At 58.7% G+C, this 20,214-nt stretch carries 18 protein-coding genes; 12 read left to right on the forward strand and 6 right to left on the reverse strand.

Features of this window, described 5'->3' with window-relative positions:
- Window positions 1-82: 82 nt before the first annotated feature.
- Window positions 83-1,708: a chaperonin GroEL gene (groL, locus tag IEW73_RS06125; protein WP_188671617.1), complete on the reverse strand. Its 1,626-nt coding sequence runs from the start codon at window positions 1,706-1,708 to the stop codon at window positions 83-85.
- A gap of 333 nt (window positions 1,709-2,041) precedes the next feature.
- On the opposite strand from groL, the gene IEW73_RS06130 reads away from it, so the two are divergent.
- Entirely contained in the window at window positions 2,042-2,971 is a 930-nt protein-coding gene (locus IEW73_RS06130; RefSeq protein WP_188671619.1) for a pseudouridine synthase, read from the forward strand.
- Between the two features lie 6 nt (window positions 2,972-2,977).
- On the opposite strand, the gene IEW73_RS06135 is transcribed toward IEW73_RS06130, so the two are convergent.
- A complete protein-coding gene (locus tag IEW73_RS06135) occupies window positions 2,978-3,760 on the reverse strand; it encodes an HAD-IIA family hydrolase (RefSeq protein WP_188673026.1) in 783 nt (260 codons plus the stop codon).
- A gap of 152 nt (window positions 3,761-3,912) precedes the next feature.
- Here IEW73_RS06135 and moeA point away from each other — a divergent pair, with 152 nt between their 5' ends.
- The 11 genes from moeA to mnhG all read left to right on the forward strand — a co-directional run bounded on the left by moeA (window position 3,913) and on the right by mnhG (window position 17,028).
- Window positions 3,913-5,115, forward strand: coding sequence for a molybdopterin molybdotransferase MoeA (moeA, locus tag IEW73_RS06140; RefSeq protein ID WP_188671621.1), 1,203 nt, complete (start codon window positions 3,913-3,915; stop codon window positions 5,113-5,115).
- A 144-nt stretch (window positions 5,116-5,259) separates the two neighbouring features.
- Complete coding sequence (locus IEW73_RS06145) at window positions 5,260-5,973, forward strand: phosphatidylserine decarboxylase (RefSeq protein ID WP_188671623.1); 714 nt, start codon at window positions 5,260-5,262, stop codon at window positions 5,971-5,973.
- 55 nt (window positions 5,974-6,028) lie between these two features.
- Window positions 6,029-6,964, forward strand: a complete 936-nt coding sequence (locus IEW73_RS06150; RefSeq protein ID WP_188671625.1) for a CDP-alcohol phosphatidyltransferase family protein — start codon at window positions 6,029-6,031, stop codon at window positions 6,962-6,964.
- Window positions 6,965-7,050: 86 nt separating this feature from the next.
- Window positions 7,051-9,294, forward strand: coding sequence for an AAA family ATPase (locus IEW73_RS06155; RefSeq protein ID WP_188673029.1), 2,244 nt, complete (start codon window positions 7,051-7,053; stop codon window positions 9,292-9,294).
- 20 nt (window positions 9,295-9,314) lie between these two features.
- Window positions 9,315-10,736, forward strand: coding sequence for a hypothetical protein (locus tag IEW73_RS06160; protein WP_188671627.1), 1,422 nt, complete (start codon window positions 9,315-9,317; stop codon window positions 10,734-10,736).
- Between the two features lie 93 nt (window positions 10,737-10,829).
- On the forward strand, window positions 10,830-13,670 hold the full coding sequence (locus IEW73_RS06165) for a Na+/H+ antiporter subunit A (RefSeq protein ID WP_188671629.1): 2,841 nt from the start codon (window positions 10,830-10,832) through the stop codon (window positions 13,668-13,670).
- On the forward strand, window positions 13,667-14,158 hold the full coding sequence (locus tag IEW73_RS06170) for a Na(+)/H(+) antiporter subunit C (RefSeq protein WP_188671631.1): 492 nt from the start codon (window positions 13,667-13,669) through the stop codon (window positions 14,156-14,158). The genes IEW73_RS06165 and IEW73_RS06170 overlap by 4 nt, the downstream gene beginning before the upstream one ends.
- A gap of 5 nt (window positions 14,159-14,163) precedes the next feature.
- A complete protein-coding gene (locus IEW73_RS06175) occupies window positions 14,164-15,816 on the forward strand; it encodes a Na+/H+ antiporter subunit D (protein WP_372433629.1) in 1,653 nt (550 codons plus the stop codon).
- Window positions 15,813-16,406 carry a Na+/H+ antiporter subunit E gene (locus IEW73_RS06180; protein WP_188671635.1) on the forward strand — a complete coding sequence of 198 codons (594 nt, stop codon included), beginning with the start codon at window positions 15,813-15,815 and terminating at the stop codon, window positions 16,404-16,406. Before IEW73_RS06175 ends, IEW73_RS06180 begins: the two co-directional genes overlap by 4 nt.
- Window positions 16,403-16,681 carry a monovalent cation/H+ antiporter complex subunit F gene (locus tag IEW73_RS06185; protein WP_188671637.1) on the forward strand — a complete coding sequence of 93 codons (279 nt, stop codon included), beginning with the start codon at window positions 16,403-16,405 and terminating at the stop codon, window positions 16,679-16,681. The genes IEW73_RS06180 and IEW73_RS06185 overlap by 4 nt, the downstream gene beginning before the upstream one ends.
- Window positions 16,678-17,028 carry a monovalent cation/H(+) antiporter subunit G gene (mnhG, locus tag IEW73_RS06190; protein WP_188671640.1) on the forward strand — a complete coding sequence of 117 codons (351 nt, stop codon included), beginning with the start codon at window positions 16,678-16,680 and terminating at the stop codon, window positions 17,026-17,028. Before IEW73_RS06185 ends, mnhG begins: the two co-directional genes overlap by 4 nt.
- Before the next feature lie 20 nt (window positions 17,029-17,048).
- Here the strand turns inward: mnhG and IEW73_RS06195 are convergent, their stop codons facing one another.
- The 4 genes from IEW73_RS06195 to napA form a co-directional block, all read right to left on the reverse strand.
- A complete protein-coding gene (locus tag IEW73_RS06195) occupies window positions 17,049-18,176 on the reverse strand; it encodes a glutamate--cysteine ligase (RefSeq protein ID WP_188671642.1) in 1,128 nt (375 codons plus the stop codon).
- A gap of 79 nt (window positions 18,177-18,255) precedes the next feature.
- Entirely contained in the window at window positions 18,256-19,023 is a 768-nt protein-coding gene (gene sodC, locus IEW73_RS06200) for a superoxide dismutase[Cu-Zn] (RefSeq protein ID WP_229675859.1), read from the reverse strand.
- Window positions 19,024-19,124: 101 nt separating this feature from the next.
- The gene (locus tag IEW73_RS06205) at window positions 19,125-19,703 is read right to left on the reverse strand and encodes a LytR C-terminal domain-containing protein (RefSeq protein WP_188671644.1); all 579 of its coding nucleotides are present in this window, start codon (window positions 19,701-19,703) and stop codon (window positions 19,125-19,127) included.
- Between the two features lie 14 nt (window positions 19,704-19,717).
- On the reverse strand, window positions 19,718-20,068 hold the full coding sequence (gene napA, locus IEW73_RS06210) for a nucleoid-associated protein NapA (protein WP_188671646.1): 351 nt from the start codon (window positions 20,066-20,068) through the stop codon (window positions 19,718-19,720).
- Between the last annotated feature and the right edge of the window lie 146 nt (window positions 20,069-20,214).

The following is a 20,214-nucleotide window of genomic DNA, read 5'->3' on the forward strand; positions in this document are numbered from 1 at the left end:
ACGCCCAGTAGGCGCAAACGGCCTGGCCCGGCTACCGAAGTTCGGTAGCCGGGCCAGGTTTTATGGTTTGCGCGGACTTAGCTCAGAAGTCCATGCCGCCCATGCCGCCGGTGGGGTCACCAGCGGGTGCGGAGTTCTTCTCAGGCTTGTCAGCAACAACGGCTTCAGTTGTCAGGAACAGTGCCGCAATCGATGCTGCGTTCTGCAGCGCCGAGCGGGTGACCTTAACTGGGTCGTTGATGCCTGCAGCGAGGAGGTCCTCGTACACACCGGTGTCAGCGTTAAGGCCGTGACCGGTAGGCAGGTTACGAACCTTCTCAGCGACGACGCCTGGCTCAAGGCCTGCGTTGAACGCGATCTGCTTCAGCGGAGCTTCAAGCGCGACGCGAACGATGTTCGCACCTGTTGCCTGATCGCCTTCGAGCTTGAGGTCGTCGAGAGCAGGGCTTGCCTGAAGCAAAGCGACGCCACCACCGGCGACGATGCCTTCTTCGACGGCTGCCTTCGCGTTGCGGACGGCGTCCTCAATGCGGTGCTTGCGCTCTTTGAGCTCAACCTCGGTAGCTGCTCCGGCCTTGATTACTGCTACGCCGCCTGCAAGTTTCGCGAGACGTTCTTGCAGCTTCTCACGGTCGTAGTCGGAGTCAGACTTGTCGATCTCGGCGCGAATCTGGTTGACCCGGCCTTCGATCTGTGAGGCGTCGCCTGCACCTTCGACGATGGTTGTTTCGTCCTTGGTGACGACAACCTTGCGTGCGCGGCCAAGCAATTCGAGGCCAGCGGTCTCTAGTGAGAGGCCAACTTCCTCGCTGATGACCTGTCCGCCAGTGAGGATTGCCATGTCTTGCAGCATTGCCTTGCGGCGGTCACCGAAGCCAGGCGCCTTGATGGCGACGGACTTGAATGTGCCACGGATCTTGTTAACGACGAGAGTCGAGAGAGCTTCACCCTCGACGTCTTCAGCGATGATCGCGAGCGGCTTGCCAGACTGAATGACCTTCTCCAGAAGCGGCAGTAGGTCTTTCACTGTCGAGATCTTGGACGAGATCAGAAGGACGTAGGCGTCTTCGAGTACAGCTTCCTGACGCTCTGGGTCAGTGACGAAGTATCCGGAGATGAAGCCCTTGTCGAAGCGCATTCCCTCGGTGAGCTCGAGTGAAAGCCCGAATGTCTGAGCTTCTTCAACCGTGATGACGCCTTCTTTGCCGACCTTGTCCATCGCTTCTGCGATGAGCTGGCCGATCTGTGGGTCACCAGCGGAGATGCCAGCGGTTGCGGCGATCTGCTCTTTGGTTTCGATTTCTTTAGCGGAATCGAGTAGCCGAGCGACAACTGTCTCTACGGCCTTTTCGATGCCACGCTTCAGTGCCATTGGGTTTGCACCGGCGGCGACGTTACGAAGGCCCTCGCGAACGAGTGCCTGCGCAAGAACAGTTGCTGTCGTGGTGCCGTCGCCTGCGACATCGTCTGTCTTCTTGGCGACTTCCTTGACTAGCTCGGCGCCAATCTTCTCGTATGGGTCGTCCAGTTCGATCTCTTTAGCGATGGAAACACCATCGTTAGTGATCGTGGGGGCGCCCCACTTCTTTTCTAGTACGACGTTGCGACCCTTGGGGCCCAGCGTTACTTTTACCGTGTCGGCGAGGGCGTTAAGTCCCCGCTCGAGGCCACGGCGTGCCTCTTCGTCAAACGCGATGATCTTGGCCATTGCGAAGTGATCCTCCAGGTATGAGGCTGACACACAGGGCGATCACGTGGATCGCCCGCTATACGCGGTTGGCCAGGCGCGGTGCCCGCGACGGACGATCAGGGTGTCAATACCTGATCTCACCGTCCCGACCTAGCACTCTCATGTGTTGAGTGCCAAACCCATGTTTAGCACTCAACACATGAGAGTGCAAGACAGAAAACGTGGTGTCGGTATCCGCGCTGAGCGAACAGCACAATGAAGTGTGGGATTCTGGCGGGGGCCAATACTGCACTGGCCAATTGTGTGGCCCACATTTTCACGCAAGCGCAAACCGCGCAAAGGAGGACGTAGATGCCGCACCCATCGCCAACCCGCGCCTCTCCCCTCCCCCCACGAGACGGCGTCGATGCCGCATGGATTCGGTTCCCTGATAATTCACCGTGGAAAACTGTGGGCGACGCAATCTTCCACCGCTACCCTGACCACTGGGATCGCTTCTCCGCGCGTCTTGCCAACGGCGATGTCATTGATGCCGAGGGCAAAGCGGTCGCGCACGCCACACCGGTAGTGAACGGAATGACGCTGTACTACTACCGAGACCTTCCTGACGAAACCCCACCACCACGCGGCATTCACGTACTGCACCAGGACAAAAACCTCGTCGTAGCTGACAAACCACACTTCATGGCAACCATGCCCCGGGGGCGCCACATCCGGTACTCAGCTACGGTCCTACTCCGGCAACAGCTTGGTCTACCTGAGTTGTCACCAGTTCATCGCCTCGACCGACCAACCGCAGGCGTCCTCATGTTCGCAACGAACGCGTCAGTCCGAGCGCCGTATCAGCAACTCTTCGCCAGGCGCGCAGTCGAGAAAATGTACGAAGCTATCGCTTCGGCACCTGGTCAGGTCGAGTTTCCTCAGACCGTACGAAACCGGATAGTGAAGGTCGAAGGAAACCGGCAAGCTGCCATCACAGACGGAGAGGTCAATGCGATCACGCATATTGAGCTCGCGCGCCTACTTTCAGAAACGCACGCCCTGTATCGACTCACGCCGCTCACCGGACGCACTCACCAACTGCGCATACACATGAACTCACTGGGACTCCCACTTATCGGTGACGACCTCTACCCCGACATCAAGGCCACAGCGACAGATGACTTCTCGGCTCCGCTGCAACTTTTGGCCAGATCGGTCACGTTCGTCGACCCGATCAGCGGATCTCGACGCAGCTTCACCAGCGAACAAACGCTCGACTTCGTGCAGAAGCCTCGATAGCGCTTCTCAGTCTTGCGTCAGACCCAAAACCCCTGGGAGGTCACTCACCGAATCGATAACGTGATGTGGTTTGGTCTTAGAACCTTCAAGTTGTGGGGCGTGGAACTTCCCCGTACGCACCAATACTCCGCGCATTCCGGCAGCTTGACTGGCGAGCACGTCATTGATGAGGTCGTCGCCCACCATCATCGTATTTTTAGGTGCAATACCCAATGCCTGCGCAGCGGTGTCAAACGCATGCTGCGACGGCTTGCCCACAACTGTGATCGCAGAGTTTCCGGCCGCCTCAAGCCCCGGAATGTACGCGCCCACGTCGAGTTTCAAGCCAGAGTTTGTAGCCCATGTCAGACCTCGATGCATGGCAACCACTGGAACGCCATCCACCATTAATTGGACCACCCTGCTCAAGTTTTCATGGCTATATTCCGGGCCGGCGCCACCAAGAACGATGACATCGGGGTCCTTGGAAGACCACGTCACTTCATCCATATCGATGAAGACGTCGCCGTGGTTAAGAACCCAGCACCGCGCTCGCGGATAGTTTTCCCGAATGTACTCGGCCGTCAGATGGGCCGCCGTGACAATGTCTTCAGTTTCGGCAGGTATCCCAAGCTTGCGCAGTTTGGCCGCAATCAACTCTCGGGTGAGCGAAGTAGTGCTGGTGAGAAACCCGCATTTATAACCGGCGTCGCCGACAGTCTGGACCGTTTCCGCCGCGCCCTCGATGGCGTGCCATGACGTGACGAGAACTCCGTCAATGTCAAAAAGTACTCCGTCGATGTGAGCCATACGTTCGACGATACTCACCCGACGGTTGCACCTTGCAGCAGGTTGCAGAAAGTTCACTGTCTACACACAAACGTCACCTAGCGGAAACTGCTTGTATTGCGGTTTAGTGACCTGCCGTACCGAATGGCACGTGCACACAGCACAATCAAAAGATGCGTTCAGTCAGCGAGCACGAATCGGCCATTTCAGAACTACTCACAGGTCGACCCGAATATGAAGCCACACTTTCTGCCGCGCAAGGCAAAATACTAGCCCGCGACGTGATTGCTCCCCGGCCACTGCCCGGCTTCGATAACTCCGCAATGGACGGGTATGCCGTTGTTGCGTCTGATATCGCAGCCGCAGGCTCCGATTCTCCAGTTTCTCTGCCGGTCGCCGCCGATATTCCTGCTGGAAGAACTGATATTCCTGCACTAGAACCCGGTAGCGCACATCGGATCATGACAGGCGCCGCAGTACCTGATGGTGCAGACGCCATCGTGCCCGTGGAACTTACAGATGGTGCGACTTCAGTAGTAACAATCAATGGCGCTGTTGCGTCAGGTAAACACATCCGCCGTACCGGCGAGGACATAAATACGGGCGAAGTCGCGCTGCACCGCGGCCAGGTGTTGTGTGCACCGCAACTGGGATTGCTCGCGGCACTCGGTTACGCGACAGTTCCTATTGTTCCGCCTATGCGCGTGGTCGTGCTGTCCACCGGCAGTGAACTCGTTGCGCCCGGCCAAGCATTGCGGCATGGCGAAATTTACGAGTCGAACGGAATCATGCTGGCCGCTGCAGTACGCGAAGCTGGGGGCGAGGCAGCACAACTTCGCTTTGTTAGCGACGACCAAGAAGAGTTTCTCTCCACTTTGCGCCAGCACGCGGCTGATGCCGACCTCATCATCACTTCAGGTGGAGTGAGCGCTGGCGCCTACGAAGTTGTCAAAGACAGCTTGGCCGGTAGGGGCGTGGAGTTTGTCAAAGTTGCGATGCAACCCGGAATGCCGCAAGGGTGCGGACTTTTTGAAGGAACTCCCATCGTGACGTTGCCTGGCAACCCCGTCAGCGCGTTGATTTCCTTCGAAGTATTTCTGCGCCCTGCACTGCGAAGCGCGATGGGGTTCGCCGACGTTACTCGGCTACGGCATCGAGCGCGCGTCACCGAAAACATCCGGTCAATGGCCGGGAAACGCCAGTTTAGGCGGGGCATCTTCGATCAAGACAAAGGCACAGTCGAATTAATTGGCCCACCAGCATCACATTTTCTTCGCTGGTTGGCGTTGTCTAACTGTCTCGTCGAAATCCCCGAAGACGTCACGGAGATCGAAGCGGGCACTGAGGTTCCAGTGTGGGACCTGCGCTGTACTTAATATGCGCTGTACTTAAGCACCGACGCAACCCGACATACCTGACGCATGTCGCACATAACTTCGGTGCCGTAGTCTACATTCCAGAGATCGGCGACACACATGTCCGATGACGATGGATATCAAAGTAAGGGAGGGCATCCGACAGTGGCCCGCAAACCTATTCCTCCTGGGCAAGAACCCAGAAACCCTGTGGGGCACGCCCTCGGGCTCGTTCGCGACCACATCCCGCCCGTACACCCGGCAGGAATCCCATTCATCGTGGTTCCGTTGGCCGTAGCTGCGCTCGGTCGCAAATCCCGACTTGTTCGCACAGCCGGACTTGGCCTTGCTGTGGCAAACGCGACGTTCTTCCGGCACCCCAACAGGGTTCCACCAACCCGTCCAGGCGTGGTTGTGTCGCCCGCTGACGGCGAGGTGACACTGGTAGACATGGCGGTACCACCGGCTGAGCTCGAACTCGGCGCCGAACCGCTCCCCCGTGTCAGTGTCTTCCTATCAGTTCTGGACGTTCATGTTCAGCGAACCCCCGTCGCGGGGCAGGTAGTGAACGTGATTCACAAGTCGGGGAAATTCTTGTCGGCCGATCTAGATGAAGCCAGCGACGCAAACGAGCGCAACAGCATGCTGCTTCGCACACCGACTGGGCACGAGGTCGTTGTCGTTCAGATTGCTGGACTTATCGCCCGACGAATCATCTGTGACGCACGCTCAGGCGATGTTTTTCCACTCGGAGAAACGTACGGGTTGATCCGGTTCGGGTCACGCGTTGACACTTACCTTCCGAAAGGCACTCGCATCCTTGCAGAGCGTGGCCAGCGTGTGATCGGAGCGGAAACGGTGATCGCCGAACTGGTCTGACCAGTAGCGCGTCACATTACTGTTGATTGAGGAATCACATGACGCAGGTGCCAAGATGACTGAGGGTCGCAACCAAGCACGTCACAACCGACCGGCCGTGACGTCCAACGAGCAATCGCCTCCCATTCGAAGCGCCGGCGTGCGATTGCTGCCTAGCGCCATCACAATTTTGGCACTCTGCGCCGGACTCTCAGCGGTGAAGTTCGGCCTTGAGGGCCGGATTGGGCTCGCCATTGCGGCAATCGGCGCGGCGGCCATCCTCGACGGGGTTGATGGCCGCATCGCACGATTGCTCGACGCCACCACCAAGATTGGGGCTGAGCTTGATTCGTTGTGCGATGCAATCAACTTTGGTGTGGCACCGGCACTAGTTATTTATGTGACGCTTCTGCACGGCAACAACGGCGGCTGGATCGTCGCACTGGTCTACGTCGTTGCGATTGTTCTTCGTCTTGCCCGGTTTAATGTGCTCACCGACGACGAGAACGCACCCGCATATCGAAAAGATTATTTTGTTGGAGTCCCATCCCCGGCGGGAGGTCTCATCGCGCTCGCGCCGCTTGCCGCATGGGAACAGTGGGGTACGGGGTGGTGGACTTCGTTCCCGTTCGTCGCTGCATGGACAGTCGGCGCCGCAGCACTGATCGTCAGTCGCGTACCGACGATGGCCATGAAGCAGGTTTCGGTGCCCCCGAAGATGGCTGCGCTGCTGCTTATCGTGGTTGCGCTGGTGGCGGCGGGGACAATCACATATCCCTACGTTGTGCTCGTGGCACTAGTCCTGGTGTATCTCGCTCATATCCCCTACGCGATTCACTCCAAACGATGGGTCGCCGCACGCCCCGAAACTTGGGATATCCCGCCCGGGGAGCGTCGCGCGCTGCGCCGTTCGAGCGCACAGCGCCGATCCTTGACGCGCCTTGGTATGCGCCGATCTAAGCCAAAAGGTCGATCTTCCCGCGTTGCTGGGCGCGGTAGGTCCCGCCGTTAGTTCGCTCTGCGTCTAGGCTCGTACACGTGGATTCTGTTGATAACGCTGCACGGGTAACACTGACGGCTCGGCTGACTTCATCGCATATGGACTCCAGGCGAGGAGTAGTGCGAGTTCACCCCGAGGTTCTGTCGGCGTTGAACCTGCGCGAGTGGGACGCGATCGAGTTGTTCGGAACCCGCCGCACTGCCGCGGTGGTGGCGCATGCTCACAGTGATTCTGCCCCGCGCACGATCCTTCTCGACGATGTCACCATGTCGAATGCGGGAATCCGCGAGGATGCCACGGTACTTGTTGGGCCTGTCCCAGTTCAGGGTGCCCGCAAGATTGTCCTCAGTGGTTCATCGCTCGCAATGACGTCGTTGTCGCCGAACACCCTACGTCAGGCGTTGCTCGGCAAAGTACTCACTGTCGGTGACACGGTGTCGCTGCTCCCTCGCGATTTGGGGCCCGGCACGAGCACTTCCGAGGCAACCCAAGCGCTGCGTCGAGCGATTGGCATCACCTGGACTTCAGAGCTGCTCACCGTTGTGGAAGCTGACCCGGACGGCGTTGTCAGCGTCCAACCCAACACTTCGATTACATGGCCAGGTTCGGCGACAGAGAACAAGGCCAGAGGTAGCGACCCGCTGTTCAGCCGCATCGCGCCTTCGACAACTCAGGACAGCGCCGCCGACAGCAGGGCCACCGCCGGGGTTACGTCGCGGCCCGCAACGCGCACCGAAAACCCCACAACGCCGCCGGGTAGCAGTGAGCCCGCTCCAGCAGAGATGACCGTACCTGTTGCCGATTTGGTGGGCGTTGAATCGCAAGTGTCAAAACTCACCGACTGGTTGAGTCTCGCACTTGACGAACCTGAACTTCTCGCAACCTTAGGTGCGTCGCCTCGTTTGGGTGTCTTGGTGACAGGGCCTGCCGGAACGGGCAAAGCAACTTTTGTACGTTCGGTGTGCGCGAGCCGCAACGTCATCGAACTCGACGGCCCCGGCACGGGCGCGTTGGAGGCAGGCAGTAGGGCCGAGACTGTATCGCAGGCCATTGATGCGGCCCGTGGCGGCGGAGTCTTGTTGATTACTGAGGTTGACGCGCTCTTGCCGTCCGAGCCTGAACCGGTGTCCAGCCTGATCTTGGGCAGGTTGCGTCGCGCAATCAATAATGACCGGGTCGTGCTCGTGGCAACTACCGCGCACCCTGATCTCACCGACGCACGGCTTCGTTCACCCGACCTGTGCGACCGCGAGATCACGATTGCGCTGCCTAATGGTGCAACGCGTCGAGCGCTACTCGGGTACTTGCTTCGCGACGTTCCATCGGACGAACTCGACCTTGAAGAGGTCTCGTTGCGCACGCCCGGGTTCGTTGCTGCTGACTTGATGTCACTGCGGCGTGAAGCAGCATTGCGCGCCGCGTCGAGGGCCTCCAAAAACGGGGGCAAAGCCGCTGTGCGCCAGGAGGACCTTATCGGCGCCTTGCAGGTGATTCGCCCGCTGTCCCGCTCTGGCACTGAGGAACTGTCGATGGGCAGCGTCACGCTTGAGGACGTCGGCGACATGGTGGAGACCAAACAAGCGCTCACGGAGACGGTGTTGTGGCCCCTGCGGCACCCCGACACATTTGAACGGCTCGGGGTTCAGCCACCACGCGGAGTCTTGTTGTACGGACCTCCTGGTTGTGGAAAGACTTTTGTGGTCCGGGCCCTCGCAAGTTCGGGCCAACTCAGTGTTCACACCGTCAAGGGTTCAGAGTTGATGGACAAGTGGGTTGGGTCCTCCGAGAAGGCTGTTCGCGATCTCTTCCAGCGAGCGCGCAATACTGCTCCATCGCTTGTCTTTATTGACGAAATCGACGCGATGGTGCCACGGCGAGGACAGAGCACCGATTCTGGTGTAAGCGACAAAGTGGTGGCAGCGTTGCTGACGGAACTTGACGGAGCCGAGCCGCTTCGAGACGTCGTGGTGCTGGGCGCAACAAATCGCCCTGAACTCATCGACCCCGCGGTATTGCGCCCGGGTCGGCTGGAACGGTTAGTGTTTGTTCCGCCACCGGATGCCGAGGCCCGGGCCGCGATTCTGCGTGCGGCAGGAGCATCAATCCCGCTGGCAGACGATGTGAGCCTCGACGACCTCGCTGACCAACTCGATGGCTATTCGGCCGCGGACTGTGCTGCACTGTTGCGGGAATCGGCGCTTGCGGCGATGCGCAGGTCTATCGACGCCACGATCGTGACGGCGGATGACGTCGAAACTGCGCGGAAGTCGGTTCGACCGTCACTCGACCCGGTTCAGGTGGCGGAGATCAAGGCTTTCGCCGACCGCCGCTCGAGTGACTGACTTCGGGTAGGTTTGCCGTGATGACTTCACCCTTCCTGCGCGCTGACCCGGCTGTTGATTTCGCCCTTTCCGTAACGACCGCGTTTTTCGCCACCGCTGCGGCCTCTGTGATTTTGGTGGGTGGACTACCCGTCACTGTGCACGCTGCGGAGTTCGCCGAACGCGGCGCACTGTTGGGATTCGGTGAACCAATCGCACTTGTGTTCGCGATGTTCGCGGCAGTGTGGTCCGCCGCCACCTTGGGGCGATCGACACAAACCTGGTCAATCGCTGCGGGATGTTTGCTGTTGGGCAGTTTCTTACTCGCATTTTTTGGGAGTTCAGGGTTTTACGGCCCGATGGATGCCGGGCCGTACCTGGCACTCCGCGCATTCACTGCTGTGTTGAGCGGGGTCGTTGTTGGTGCTGTTTTGTCGCGCGCGTGGTTTCGACCTAGCGCGGGACCAGCGGTAGCTGCGGCGGGCGGGGTGCTTACTGGGCTTTTGCTCTCCGGTACCGTCAGCGGCGCTGCTTCGGGCATCTATATCTCAGGGCAACTGCTTGCCGCCGCACCCGTTGGCACTGTGCTGATGTGGTTCGTCATGAGTTGCGGTCTCATTTCGTTGACGATGAGCATGATTCTTGATTCGCCCCTCCCTCGTGAATCGTCGCACTCCCCGAACAAGCGAACATTGGCACGAATCACAGTGGGAGCGGGTGTTCTAGCCGCATATCAGATTGTTGCGATCGCAGTGGCTGCGCAGGTATCGCAGGACTGGGGCGAATTAGCACGGTTCATCACGGCGGCGTTTGTGGTGGGGATCCTGGCTTTCGTTCTTTGGATGGTCGCCCTTGGCATGAGCCGGTGGGACGGACCGTGGGCGGCTGGTGCCTTACTGGTGATGGTGGCCTTTACTGCCGCTGCCGCTCCGGTTATCAGCCAGGTCCCTCGGATCGGAAACACGGCGATGCTCCTACCCGTGGTTGCGGCATTGTGCGGAGGACTCGCCGTGGGTGTGCGCCTCAAGCACAGCGGCTATCACGTACTCAACGGCCTGCTCTTGCTGGCCGTCGTTCCCGTGATCGGGTTGATCGGCGGCGGTAGCGCCCTCGTCATTTTCATTCAACTTATGTTCTTGGCGACCGGGATCGGTCTGGCACTGGGTTCGGCGCTGCCCGGCGCTGGTCCGACCGCCACAGCACTCGCACTGACTGTTCCACTTGTGGCACATTCCCTGATTGCTCTGGTGTCGACGCCCTTATTCCGCGGTGCTATTCCCTCGACAACCGTGCGCGACAGCGGCCCCCTACCGGCACTGTGGTTTCAGGTCATTCCTAACAGCGGGGGATCAATCTTCGCCGTCAGCCTCGTCGGGTTGTGCGGCGCTGGAATCTTAGGGATCGGTTACGCTACGTACCGATTCGCAGGAGACGAACCGCCCGTGGGCGCAACTGAACGCTAGCTGTCAGCCAACACAATTAGGGATATACCCATAAGATAAGAACGCAACCCGCCCAGAGGGCTTCTGCGCCCATGACCCCGGACGGAGTAGTCCTTGATCGCGGTCCTTGTGGCGCACGCACTCGCAGCGCTCATCGCACCCCTTCTCGTTCGCAATCTTGGTCGGAACGCATTTTTGGTTTTGGCCGTTGTGCCATTCGCGAGTTTTTTGTGGGTGTTGGCGAACTTCACCAACTACCACCGCGTTTCGATCCCGTGGGCACCCGAGTTGGGCATGGACATCGAACTGTGGTTCGACGGCCTCACTGCGATCATGGCGTGCATCGTCTTGGGCATCGGTGCGCTCGTCCTGGTGTACTGCGCGCGTTACTTCCCGGCAAACGCAACACGACTCGGTTCATTCTCCGCTTACCTGGTCGCGTTTGCTGGTGCGATGTTCGGAATCATCACTTCCGACAACATGCTTGTGCTCTTCATCTTCTGGGAAGCGACCACGGTTCTGTCATTCCTGCTCGTCGGGTACAAGGCGGAGAAGTTAGCAAGCCGCAAAGCTGCAACAAAAGCCCTGCTCGTCACCACTTTCGGCGGCTTGGCCATGCTCGTCGGCATCATCATGCTCGGGCAATCAACTGGCAGCTACCTGATCTCTGACCTCCTGGCTAATCCGCCACAGAGTTCGCTGGTAGACGTCGCCCTGGTTCTCATACTGGTCGGCGCCCTGAGCAAGTCGGCGATAATTCCGCTGCACTTCTGGCTTCCCGCCGCGATGGCAGCACCGACGCCAGTCAGCGCTTACTTGCACGCCGCAGCGATGGTGAAGGCCGGTGTTTTCATCGTCGCGCGCCTCTCCCCCGCATTTGCGGACGCTTCGCCATGGCGGGCTCTCATTATCTCGCTGGGTGCACTGTCCATGGTGTTGGCAGGGTGGCGGGCCTTGCGAGAGTTCGATCTCAAACTCATCCTCGCCTTCGGGACCGTCAGCCAACTCGGCTTCCTCATGATCCTTGCCGGGCTAGGAACCAGACACGCCGCGTTGGCGGCAATCGCACTTGTCGTAGCGCACGCCATGTTCAAGGGCACACTGTTTCTCGTCGTTGGCGTCATCGACCGTGTCACTGGAACGCGCGACATTCGAAAACTTTCAGGCTTGGGCAGGCGCGCCCCTGTCCTTGCCGCCGTCAGTATCCTGGCAGCGGCAAGCATGGCCGGCCTTCCCCCATTCCTTGGCTTCTACGGCAAGGAAACGGCGTTAACTGCAATCTCCGAAACAGCCGCGTTGTCGCCCACATTGGGCCTGGTGACCCTTGCCACGGTGGTTCTCGGATCAATCTTTACGGTGGCTTACAGCCTGCGCTTCATCTCGGGGGCGTTTTCGACCAAGCGTGGCATCAGCACTAGTCCAGCAGTTGTCGAAATGAAAGCCCCCAGCGCACTGTTCCTGTTCTCACCCGCCGTGTTGTCAGTGAGCGGGCTCGTGGCCGGGTTCCTGACCGCAAACCTCGTCACGTATTCCTTGCCATACATCGATGCGTTCCCGGTTCTTGGAGAAGGCGTCGCGCCAAAGCTCGGCGGATCCGAGCTTGCACTTGCCCTCAGTGTGCTCGCCATTGCGGGCGGTGCAACGCTGTTCTTTGCTGACCCCCTAGTCACCAGGTGGCGCTCCCGCAAGCCAATTCTGGGGAACGCGGATCGCGTATACGACGCTACTTTGCGCGGAGTGGATGAGGTTTCGCAGCGGGTCACCGGCTTTACTCAGCGTGGTTCGTTACCCTTCACCCAGGCCATCATTCTGGCGACCTTGATCGGACTGCCCACACTCGCGCTGGTCCTATGGCCAAACTGGTCGCTTGTGCACGACGGCTCTGACGAGTCGGTGCTGCAGCTCGCAGTCGGGTTAATCATGGTCGCGGCCGCGATCGCAGCAACCGTGATGCGCAACCGCCTCACCGTCGTGTTGTTGATCGGTATTACGGGGTACGGGACGGCTGTGCTTTTTGGACTTCATGGCGCACCGGACCTCGCACTCACCCAGGTTGTGGTCGAAACTCTCACGCTGGTGATTTTCATCCTCTTGCTGAGAAAGCTTCCAGCGGAACCGCACGTTTCACGGATGATGGGGCATCGCCTAGTGCGCGCGGCGCTTGGCGCAGGTGCGGGAATCATGATCGTCGTCGTTGGTCTACTCGCCGTCAGCGCTCGCTCTGTGCAACCGGTGGGTGCTTACTTGCCTGATCTCGCCTACTCCGAAGGCAACGGCGCCAATGTCGTCAATGTTGTCCTCGTCGATATCCGCGCCTGGGACACTTTCGGCGAAATCAGCGTACTTCTTGTAGCCGCGACCGGTGTCGCGAGCCTCATCTTCCGCAACCGACGATTTGGCAGCGCTCCCCGAGTATCAGACGCACCCGACATGGCTGCGATGCCGTCTCGACGACACCTTCAGTACACCGAAATTGTGTGGCTCAAAGGCAGTGAGCTCAGAAATCCGCGAAACCGGTCACTCATCCTTGAAGTCACCACACGCCTGCTCTTCCCCGTCATGATGGTGCTGTCGGTGTACTTCCTGTTCGCCGGACACAACGCACCAGGAGGTGGGTTTGCGGGCGGTCTCGTAGCTGGACTGGCGCTAGTCTTGCGATACCTAGCCGGTGGGAAGTACGAACTCGGCGAGTCAATACCAGTGGATGCCGGCAAAATCTTGGGACTAGGACTCGGGATCGCAGCGTGTGCAGCCCTCGCGTCGATGTTCTTCGGAGCTCCCGTCCTGTCGTCAGCGACGTTCTACTTTGACGTTTTCCTCTTCGGTGAAATCAAACTCGTCACAGCACTATTTTTCGATATAGGGGTGTACTTGCTTGTCATCGGACTGGTGGTGGACGTTCTGCGTAGCCTCGGTGCGCGCCTCGATTCCCGAATCGAGGTGACACAGCAATGACCACAAGTCTCGGCATGCTCATCATCATCGGTGTCCTATTCGGGTGCGGTGTCTACCTCGTGATGGAACGCAGCATCCTCAAAGCGCTCCTTGGGTTGCTCCTGATGACCAATGCCGTCAACCTGCTGATGCTCAGCATGGGAGGACTGTCCGGCGCCCCACCGGTCGTTGGTCGGGAATCTGATGTCCACACAGAGATGGCAGACCCGCTTGTTCAAGCACTAGTGCTCACCGCGATCGTGATTGGTATGGGCCTCGCCGCGTTTGTGGTCGCCTTGATCTACCGATCGTTCACTTTGAAAACTCGTGAAGAAATTGAGGATGATGACGACGACATTCAGGTCGCGCACCGCACGCGGTCTGAAGCGCCCGACTTCGAGCCATCCGCGCAAAGACAACCACAAGTTTCCGACGATCCGTTGAGCCCACCTACTGATGGTTCGGACTCTGACTTCGACGCAACTGAACGAGGCGGTGGCAACCAGTGATGCCGATCGCTCTCACATCGGAACTTGCAGAATTCCTGATCCCGCTACCGGTCTTGCTGCCATTACTTGGCGCTGCAGCATCGCTGTTCTTCAGTAGGCACTACAAGGTCCAGCGCTACATCACGCTCGGGGTCCTCGGCTCAGTGTTTACGGTGTCGGCGATGTTGCTGTACATCACCGACGTGTATGGCACGCATTCGGTCCAGGTCGGCGGCTGGGGGTCGCCAATTGGAATTTCACTCGTCGCTGACCGCTTATCGGCGTTAATGCTGCTCATTTCCTCCGCAGTTTTGCTTGCGGTGCTGGTCTATGCCGTAGGCCAGGGCATTAGAGATGGAAATCTTCAGCAACCAGTGTCGATCTTCGTACCCACATATCTGGCGCTCACAGCAGGTGTGTGCAACGCATTCCTCGCCGGTGACCTGTTCAACTTGTACGTCGGATTCGAAATTCTTTTGGCATCAAGCTTCGTGCTACTCACCATCGGGGTGAGCAAAGAACGCGTCCGCGCTGGAATTACCTACGTCTTGGTGTCGATGGTCTCGTCGATCATCTTTCTGCTCGGCATCGCCTTCACCTACGCCGCAGTCGGCACGCTAAACCTCGCGCACATCGCCGTGCGGATGCAAGATGTCCCAGAAAACACCCGCATGGCGATCTTTGCGGTGCTACTCGTTGCGTTCGGTGTCAAAGCCGCAATTTTCCCGCTGTCGGGATGGTTGCCGGACTCCTACCCCACTGCCCCAGCGCCCGTTACCGCAGTTTTTGCTGGTCTGCTCACCAAAGTCGGAATCTACGCCATCATCCGAACGCACACGTTGATCTTTCCCAGCGGGCTCCTCGATAACCTTCTCCTCATCGCAGCCCTGCTCACGATGGTGATCGGAATCTTCGGCGCCATCGCACAGTCCGACATCAAACGTCTGCTCTCCTTCACTTTGGTGAGCCACATCGGATACATGGTGTTCGGCATCGCCCTATCATCCAACCTCGGATTGTCGGGGGCGATTTACTACGCAGCTCACCACATCATTGTGCAAACGACACTATTTCTTGTGGTGGGCCTGATTGAACGACAAGCAGGGTCAGCATCGTTGCGCAGATTGGGCGGTCTCGCCAAAGCGAGTCCACTGCTCGCAATCGTGTTCATCGTGCCAGCGCTCAATCTCGGTGGAATACCACCATTTAGTGGGTTCATCGGCAAGGTGGCGCTCCTACAAGCAGGAGTAGATGACGCCGGAATCCTCGCCTGGATCCTTGTCGGCGGTGGCGTTGTGACCAGCCTGCTCACCCTGTACGTGGTGGCCCGTATCTGGACAAAGGCATTCTGGCGTGAGCGAGAAGACGCGCCCGACGGTCACCTAGTCTCGTCGCAACCGACCGTTTTCATCGAGGACTCGTTCGATGTCCCCTACGACGAACGAACCGATGTCGGACGCATGCCAACCTTCATGGTTCTTCCAACGATAGGGCTGACGGTGCTGAGTTTGACCCTGACGATCTTTGCCGGACCGTTTTTGGAATTCACAAACAGGACAGCGTTCGATTTACGTGAGCGCAGCGACTACATCAACTCAGTGCTCGGGGAGAACCAACCACTCCTTGACGGGCCTACCACAACGATTAGCGGGACCGAGTTGGGCGGCGGTGGCCGATGAACAGCCCATCAGCGTTTCGCAGAGTCCGGTCGCGAATGTTCGGTGTCCTCGCCCTGGCGACAGTTTGGGTGCTGTTATGGGGCACCTTATCGATCGGAAACGTACTGTCGGGAATCGCCGTCGGCCTCGCTGTGGTCTTGCTGTTTCCACTGCCCCGCATCCCCATTCGTGGCCGCTTCCACCTCACATCATTTATTGCACTGAACTTCGTCATCGCTACGATGCTGGTCCGAGCCACACTTCAGGTCACGTGGATCACCCTGCGCCCAGGCCCACCACCGAAGTGCGCCATCCTCAAAAGACGACTTAGCGTGCAATCCGACATTGTGCTCACCCTGATTGTCGACGCATTAAGTCTCATTCCGGGAAGCCTGGTCCTTCAAGTCGACAAGGTGCAACGAGTGGTGTTTATTCACGTCCTTGATGTCTCTGACAAACGCGCGATCGCTGACTTTCACCGCAACACAGACCAGCTTGAACGCTGGTTCATCCGCGCGTTCGAACGACCAGAGGATTGGCAGAACCGTTCAGTTGCCGACGCTGATTCTCCGACATCACCAGAAGGCAGACAGGGAGGCGACAACTCGTGACCACTGTTTTCGTGATTTGTGCGGTAGCGCTAGTGCTTGCCGCCGCCATTACCAGTTTTCGACTGGTGCGCGGTCCGAACAGCCTCGACAGGCTCGTTGCAGTCGATATGCTCGTCGCGCTCAGCGTGTGCGGACTCGCAGTGTGGACGGCATTCACCCGCGATACCACTCTCATTTCGGCGATCGTGGCACTCACCTTGCTCGGTTTTATCGGCTCGATCGCGATCACAAGGTACCGGGTGCCAGACACGACAGTAGAAGAAGAACCGACATGACAAACCTATTTGAGGTCGCCGCTGACGTTGTAGTGGCGGTTCTACTGCTAGCAGGTTCGTTCCTCGCACTTGTGGCCGCGATTGGCGTTGTTCGTTTCCCCGATACGCTCACTCGGATGCACGCGGCGACCAAGCCCCAAATACTGAGTTTGATCCTCACCCTTACCGCTGCCGGGATCACGGTGTGGGGTTCTGTCGACATCGGGATGATTGTGCTCGCGATTCTCTTCGCTTGTCTCACCGTCCCTGTGGTTGCACACAGGGTCGGCCGCCTCGCCCACCGCGAAGGCTTGTTCAGGGAAGACCTGACGACGATCAATCAGATGGAACCAAACCGCGACGACTAAGTGGGCATAACGAGCGGGTGTTACGGGCGCATTCTCAACTCAGTGACAAGTTGATCCACGACAGCGAGCACTCCACCGTGTTGCGAAGCACGACGTTGTCGCTGGTAAGACGCTCCCATCTTTGGAATATCGGCAACGGCAGCTAATTCCTGGGCGCACCCCAAGGAGCGAGCAACTGGTGCTAGTCGCTCAAGCTCATCGTTGAGGTCGTCGGTGACGAGACGTTCGCGACATAAGTGGTCGACAATTATTTCTGCGTCAAGTCCGTATCTTGCAGCTCGCCACTTGTTTTCCTGAACGAGCCATGGGGGCATCGAGGGCAAAATCTCACCGGAGACTAGGCGCCGATCGAGATCAACTACGAGGCAGTGGATCAACGCAGTTATCGCGGAGAGTTCCCGAACAGTCGGTGTGCCGTCGCATACGCGCACTTCGATGGTCCCCAGTGATGGGTTCGGCCTAATGTCCCAGTGCAGTCCACCAACAGTGTTGATGATCCCAGTTTTTACCTGGTCACCAGCAAACCGCTCAAATTCGGCCCACGTATCGAACTGAAATGGCAGACCTGCCGTGGGAAGTTGTTGGAAGAGTAGTGCGCGCGAACTTGCGTAGCCCGTATCCTGGCCGTCCCACATCGGCGATGACCCCGACAGGGCAAGTAGATGTGGGTACTTCATCAGAAGCGCATTGATGATGGGGAAAACCTTGTCGGGATGTGAAACGCCGACGTGGACGTGCACTCCCCAGATCAACATTTGACGGCCCCAGTACTGGCTCCTGTTGATTATCTCGACGTAGTGGGGTTTGTCGGTGAGCATGTTGTCAGTCCACTGCGCGAATGGGTGCGTGCCCGCACTGAAGAAGTCGACACCCAACTGGTCGCTCACACGGTGGATGATGTTGAGGGTGTCCACGACCTCAGCGGTCGCCTGCCCGACGTCGTCGCAGATACCGGTGACGATCTCGACGGTGTTTCGGAGAAACTCTTTGTGGACGCGGGTCCCTGGCGTGATTCCGAATTCGTTAGTCAACGAGTCGAAGACTGAGTCGGCGGTGTTGGACAAGTCGCGACTTGTTCGGTTGACGAGCGCTAGTTCCCATTCGACACCAAGTGTTGGTCGCGGCGAGCCAACAAAATCGATTTGCACTCCTAAATAGAACCACAGTGGCGCCGCACTCTGCAGAGTGCGGCGCCACTGTGGTTATCTCAGATCTGTGTGCGGGTTACTACCGTGTCTCGATTACACCGCATGCAATACGTGGCCCAGCATCGCCGGTTGCCAAAGTTTGCTCATCCGGAACGGATCCACCGTCAGGGAGTACGTAACGGTCTGGGATGTTAGTGAAGTTGTCTGGTCCTTCATGGACGATGACCGAGGTGCCGTCACCGAGGAGCAGGTCGTCGATGGTGACGCGGTCGGTGAGCGTAACCAGTTCGCCCGTCCCGTCCTCCAAGATGTGCAGTGAGGTCAGGTCACCGCTCATACCGGTGCCACTGTGAGTTGCCCCTTCGAGCATCAGGTGGCCACCGGCAGAAAGGAAGTCGCCTGTTGACTCGCCGTCTGGCGCTTCACTGTCGGGTTCGCACACTCCAAATTCGTGGATGTGGAATCCTTTGAACCCGGGCGTTACGGTATCTGAGTCACCACGGATCTGAGCGCGAACCCGCAGGTAATCGCGTGTTTCCGTGAATGTGACGGTACCGATCTCTGAACCGTCCGCCAGCGCCAAGTTGGCTTGCAGGGTCCGGGCCGGACCATCCGTCGGCTCTTCATCGTGATCATCGTCGTGATCGTCATCGTATCCGGGAGGGGCAGGCTGGCCCGTCCACACGGGTGGTGCGGGTGGTTCTTCAGTCATGTCTGACGGTGCCTCAAATGGCGCTGCGCAACTGCTGAGTAAGACAGCACCCGCAGCGAAAACCCCGGCAACCGTGCCGGTTTTACGCCACGCAAAACCTTGACTTAGAACTGTTCGCCGTGCATGTGAGGCCATCACTAAAGCTCCTTAAGAGAAAGCTCGACGTGAATCGAACTCGATCAACGCAGATGTCAGCATATCGGTGCGCATTTCGGCGTCGCACACCGGTCCGTGAACTACCCGGTGAGAACCACTACCACTCCAGCCGAATGCCCTGACAGGCCCACCGGTCGGGGCGCTACCTGTGCACCGAGGTTGGCTGCGACTCGTTCAGCAACCTGGCGTTCTGCGTCGTTGGAGTAGAACACGGTTGTCGCCGACAGCGCGCTCGCGCTGTAGTTGCCTACCTCACCGACTTGCCAGCCGGATCCGCGAAGGTTGTCTGCGGTACGGCCTGCAAGACCTGAAACCGTGCTGTTGTTCAGAACGTGAACTTGCACAGCAGGAGCAGGGGGCGGCGCTAGTACCGAAGTGGTTTCGGAATCTGATTCGTCCTCTTCGGTTTCGTCGTCGGCATCCGCGTCGTCAGCGTCGTCAGCATCATCGTCGGAGTCATGGTCGTCATCATCAGAGGCAGGCGCAATGGCAGTCGTCGTCGCAGTTACCGCACTGTCCGACGCGGTTGCGTCTGCACTAGTACCGGAATCACGCAACACGAGCGCGCCAATAACGAAGAACACCACTGCCGCCGATAGCAACATGAACGCAAAGGACCGCAGTGGCAAAGAGTTTGATCCGGGTTGTGGGCTATTCATATGGGTTCTCCCCGCTACGTTGTTGTCATACCAAGACGGCGTGCCGTACGCGCCTTCTGCCTACCTGCACGCAAACGTCGCAGACGCTTGACCAACATCGGATCGGCCTTGAGCGCTTCCGGGCGATCGATGAGTGCATTGAGTAACTGGTAGTAGCGGGTTGCGGAGAGGCCAAACATGTTTTTGATGGCCTCTTCTTTCGCGCCCGCGTACTTCCACCACTGCCGTTCAAAGCCGAGCACGTCAAGTTCGCGTTGAGTCAGCCCGTCGATAGCGCTAGCTTCCGACGCGGCTTCGCCGTGGGCCTGGCTGGTCGCACGGCCCGAAATTAAAGGCTGCTCGTTCTGCGCTGCGGCGCTGTCCATCTCGCTCCTCGCCTGACCACTTGAACCATCCCGCGTCCATGCTGCCCGTTGGTTACATGGTGCCCGCCTAGTCCACGGTGCCGATTAACTGCATAAACAGAGGCGTTGCGTCATCGGGCGCTAATGGATCGTGGTCTACGTGCATG

It is taken from the genome of Hoyosella rhizosphaerae, from assembly GCF_014643175.1.
Taxonomy (GTDB): Bacteria; Actinomycetota; Actinomycetes; order Mycobacteriales; family Mycobacteriaceae; genus Lolliginicoccus; species Lolliginicoccus rhizosphaerae.

Bases quoted from the DNA above. Each gene is read 5' to 3' on its own strand.
- napA (WP_188671646.1), bottom strand. From the start codon at position 20,068: ATGGACAGCGCCGCAGCGCAGAACGAGCAGCCTTTAATTTCGGGCCGT.
- IEW73_RS06160 (WP_188671627.1), top strand. From the start codon at position 9,315: ATGACTTCACCCTTCCTGCGCGCTGACCCGGCTGTTGATTTCGCCCTT.
- IEW73_RS06130 (WP_188671619.1), top strand. From the start codon at position 2,042: ATGCCGCACCCATCGCCAACCCGCGCCTCTCCCCTCCCCCCACGAGAC.
- IEW73_RS06155 (WP_188673029.1), top strand. From the start codon at position 7,051: ATGGACTCCAGGCGAGGAGTAGTGCGAGTTCACCCCGAGGTTCTGTCG.
- groL (WP_188671617.1), bottom strand. From the start codon at position 1,708: ATGGCCAAGATCATCGCGTTTGACGAAGAGGCACGCCGTGGCCTCGAG.
- sodC (WP_229675859.1), bottom strand. From the start codon at position 19,023: ATGGCCTCACATGCACGGCGAACAGTTCTAAGTCAAGGTTTTGCGTGG.
- IEW73_RS06150 (WP_188671625.1), top strand. From the start codon at position 6,029: ATGACTGAGGGTCGCAACCAAGCACGTCACAACCGACCGGCCGTGACG.
- IEW73_RS06180 (WP_188671635.1), top strand. From the start codon at position 15,813: ATGAACAGCCCATCAGCGTTTCGCAGAGTCCGGTCGCGAATGTTCGGT.
- moeA (WP_188671621.1), top strand. From the start codon at position 3,913: ATGCGTTCAGTCAGCGAGCACGAATCGGCCATTTCAGAACTACTCACA.
- IEW73_RS06135 (WP_188673026.1), bottom strand. From the start codon at position 3,760: ATGGCTCACATCGACGGAGTACTTTTTGACATTGACGGAGTTCTCGTC.
- IEW73_RS06205 (WP_188671644.1), bottom strand. From the start codon at position 19,703: ATGAATAGCCCACAACCCGGATCAAACTCTTTGCCACTGCGGTCCTTT.
- IEW73_RS06170 (WP_188671631.1), top strand. From the start codon at position 13,667: ATGACCACAAGTCTCGGCATGCTCATCATCATCGGTGTCCTATTCGGG.
- mnhG (WP_188671640.1), top strand. From the start codon at position 16,678: ATGACAAACCTATTTGAGGTCGCCGCTGACGTTGTAGTGGCGGTTCTA.